Below are 4,316 nucleotides of genomic sequence, written 5' to 3' on the forward strand. Positions count from 1 at the left end.
TTTCCATCGCTTTCAGACTGCCAATATAACTTTCCACTACCATTTTAAATAAGTCATTTGCCAGATTTTTATCTACGGAAAATTCTGTTTCTAACTCTGGCAATAATTCTGGCAGTTTCGGCGATAAATTAGTGTGAATTAAATAGTGAATGTCAGTAAATAGGGCAGCAATAATATTATGATATACTCCTAACAAAGCTGAGAACTTGTCAAAGTCCTCCCTATTAGTTTTATAGTGACGTTCAAATTCTATTCCAGCTAATTTGTCTTGTTCAGACTTCCTGTAAATCTGCAAATTTAAAAGATTATCTCCACCATATTCTTGATTTATTTCTGTTTCGCTTCTGCCTTGCGCCAAGAGTTTTTGTTTCACATTCCTTTCCCAATTTAAGGCGCGTTGAATAGCAAATTCATAGACAATTTTTGGATAATTTAAGTGAGAAATTATGGTTTTGTAAAAAGGAAAAATTTCTTGTCCGCCACTCCAATAGGCAACTTGAATATTAATCAAATCTCCATCTACTTCTGATTCTATTAATAGTATTGGTTCCGATTTTAAGCGACTAAATATAGCTTTAACTGCACTACCTCCAGCAAAACGGTTACTATCCCAAGCCCGGTCTATTAATTCTGTAGGTCGTTGTTCATTTTCTAGAGAATAATATTTTTCCAGAAAATTTCGTAAGTCTTGAGAAAGACGTTTTTCGACTTTAAGAAATCCAGAATTAGAAGTTTTATTTAGGTGTTCAAAACGGTCATATTCTATTTCTAGAGGTGCAAGAATTATTTGTACAGGAATAGGATATCTACCTTGATGAGATTGGATAATTTGTGATGGATAAATTTTCAGAGGCCAGTTATCTAATTCTTTAATTTCTAGGGCAACTTCTCGTTGATAAGTTGCGTTAAGAAATTGAGTTTCTCGATTATATTGAGAAAGTTCTATTTGCAGTTGTTTTTGTTTTTGAAATAGCCATAATTGAAATTCTTGGTGGCTTTTAGCTATGTGGATATCTACGGCTTTAATAAATTCTTGAATCTGGGGATTTTCTTGCCATTGGTATTCAACTATTTTAGCTTCAAATTCTTGACGAGCAATTTCTAGTTTTTGGGGAAATTCTTGGTTATTTAGTTGAAATTGTTGATGATTTTGCGGCAATTTAATCTGAGAAATAGTACGCATATATTCCATCTCAAGTTGAGCGACTCTTTGTTTTTCTTGTAATTCTTTTTGATGAGCAAAGCACCAAGTTTTTAACTCTCTTTGAAATCCTTGATTATATTTTTGTAAGCCTAGTTGCAATTGTTGATGATCTTGCTGCAACTTAATCTGAGACTCAGTACCCATATATTCTGTTTGCAGTTGAGCAACTATTTGTTTTTCTTGTAATTCTGTTTGATAGGCTAGTTGTTCCCCTTCTAAATTTTGCTTCGTAGTTATACTAGAGGCAGTATTAAAGGCATTCACTATTCCATTCCATAGGTCAACTCCCGTATGCACTGCGGGGAGTAAATCTATACCCATAATTTTTTTCTCCTGATAGTTATAACCCACATTCCACACTTCGCTTTGTAGTATAAAGATTGGCATGAAAAGCAATGGTCTTGTAGGTATCTATATTGTATAAATTATATCATTTAATTTTCTCATGTGTCAAATATTTTGGTAAAAATTTAAGTATAAATACTTATTTATGTTAACTACTGTGACTTTTTAATACTAAATTATAACACCTAACTCTTGACTCCTGACTTCTATTCTTGTACTACATTTTATCGTGGGGAATGTCGGTCAGGACTTATCGAAAGGTGCTATATACAGTGTTAAAAAACTATTGCGTATGGGGTTTTAAGCACTATATCTAGGGTTGCTGTGTAAGTCCTGTAGGTTATAGCAGAAGGCAGAAAGAAAAATCTCACTTTGTTAGGGTTTTAGCCTTTTGATGGATCCTAACTTTTGCTTCGACTGCTATATAAATTTTTCCTATGATCATTTCAGAGATCAATTATCAGTGATCGGCGATCGGTTTTTTCGTTTCTTAATATTAGGTTTTGTTTTCAATCTAACCTAAATTATATTTTATTGCCAGGAGAATCAGATTCGATTAATTAGGGTTTGCCCATGGAAAGTCTTTTAGTCGGGGAGTGGGGGAGTCGGGGAGTGGGGGAGTGGGGGAGTGGGGGAGTGGGGGAGCGGGGGAGCGGGGGAGCGGGGGAGCAAATTTTTTTTGGGTTTCATATCCAGTTCGGTAGTATCGGTAGAATTGATCAACTGTATGGATTTGGTCTCCAATTTTTCGGGAACCGTACCCTCAACAAACTAAGAGCATTCGCTCTTTTCTGATGGTAAAATTATCAGGACTTACGCAAAGGTACTATATATAATATAGAGAGTTAAAAAACTATTGCGTATGGGGTAGCACTATGTCTAGGATCCCTGCGTAAGTCCTGATTATATCACTCCGAGGCTAGCGGATTTGATATCATTCCATGCTTGGCAACGCGAACGAAAAGGGGACGCTAACGTATTCATGTCGCGGAGAGCGAAACAACCGAACCTAGATCTATTGCTATATTTAGGGCTGGCTGAATAAATATCAAATCATTGACAGATAAAGCAGCATTTTTATATCTAGAAAAAGTACCTGGTTTACGGTTCCCGAAAAATCAGCTCTTAATGCTCCTCAAGTTATCATTTTAGGCACATCATTGGGCAAAAAAATGCTTTCCTGCTCCTCTACTCCCCTACTCCTTAAAAAAGACTTTTACGGTTCCCGATAAATCAGCAAGCCCTATTTAGATGTTATTGCCAGGGGAATGAAGTTAAACTAATTAACTGGAATACAAAAAGACAGTATAGATAACGGAGTCATCTAAAGATGACTTCAGCTATTAGCCAAGGATTGAAATCCTTGGCTAACTTCCCAAACTTAGGGAGCTTTTAACTGAAATAGCAACCCTCTTAATTTTTATCCATAAGTTTAAGTGGTGCAGGACTTACACAAAGGTGCTATATATAGTTACGCTACCGCTTTACATGTCGCGTAGACGGACTGCTACGCAAACATGTCGGTTCAAGCGCCGAAAACACACCTTACTAATAGCGTTCATGGCTTTAGTCCTGTGGTGATAACTAAAAACTGATAACTGAAAAAGCTATTCACTGAAAAAAAGGCTGATAACTGAACTAGAAACCGGAAGAAACTAGCAGATCAGACGAGATAATCCGAAAACCTCTAAGATAGTTAAGGGTGTCAGCATAGACACAGACACGCCTCGCACTCCGGCAATACCAACCAAAGTTAATCCAGCAAGCGCCACGAAGCACTCTCACATTACTATAGCCTCCAGTTTCCCAAGCACTTCCATCGGTAGGCGCTCCATTATAATTTTCGTGCCAAACGTCTTGACACCATTCCCAGACATTGCCGTGCATATCGTATAAACCAAAAGCATTGGGAGGAAAACTGCCTACACTGATTGTCTGTTGCCGATATTTTCCTTGAGGAGCATTACCATAAGGACGATTACCATCGTAGTTAACTAACTCAGGGGTTATAGTTTCTCCAAAATAGAAAGGAGTAGTCGTCCCGGCGCGACAGGCATATTCCCACTGACTTTCACTGGGCAAAGTATAAATTTTCCCTGTTTTCTCAGACAGTTTCTGACAAAACTCTATAGCATCGTGCCAACTTACCCGTTCTACTGGGTGACTTTCTCCTTTAAAGCTAGAAGGATTATTTCCCATAATGGTTTGGTACTGGTTTTGAGTAATAGGATATTTGCTCATATAAAAAGGTTGGATAGTAGCTTCATGTTGCGGACCTTCATTACTTTTTCTTTCCGCTTCATTTTCTGGCGAACCCATGAGAAAACTTCCCCCAGGAATATAAATCATTTCTAATTTAATGCCATTACCTAAATCTTCTCTTTTTTGCCTAGTAGTTCCCTGAGTGTGATTAATAATTTCCCCAAAGTTGTTGACAGTAACTACCTCAAAAGTAAACAGTTCTCCTTGCAACTCCTGCTGCCTTTTTTCTTCTGCTTCTGTTTCTTCTTTTTCTCTTTTTTGCCTTTCTCTTTCTTCTCCCCTGATTTTTTCCTCTGCTTGACGTTTAATTTCCTCCCAAACACCGAGAGCAATATCTCGACTTTTCACCGCCTCATTCATACCTAAATTTATCGCCCGGTTATAATCATCAACTGCTTGTTGATATTCTCCTAATTTATAGTAAGCATTACCCCGATAATTATATGCCAGAGCATGACTAGAATCTAACCTAATCACCTGAGTCAAATCATCAACCACTTCTCGA

At 37.4% G+C, this 4,316-nt stretch carries 1 protein-coding gene and 1 pseudogene; both read right to left on the reverse strand.

Annotation, left to right across the window (positions count from 1 at the left end):
- A pseudogene (locus VKJ25_RS15930) lies at positions 1–1,525 on the reverse strand (hypothetical protein); the annotation flags it as partial.
- 1,662 nt (positions 1,526–3,187) lie between these two features.
- Positions 3,188–4,316, reverse strand: a 1,129-nt coding sequence (locus VKJ25_RS15935; protein WP_324237622.1) for an SUMF1/EgtB/PvdO family nonheme iron enzyme, incomplete at its 5' end; no start/stop codon positions are given.

Origin of the sequence: Okeania sp., assembly GCF_035285525.1 — a bacterium.
Lineage (GTDB): Bacteria > Cyanobacteriota > Cyanobacteriia > Cyanobacteriales > Microcoleaceae > Trichodesmium.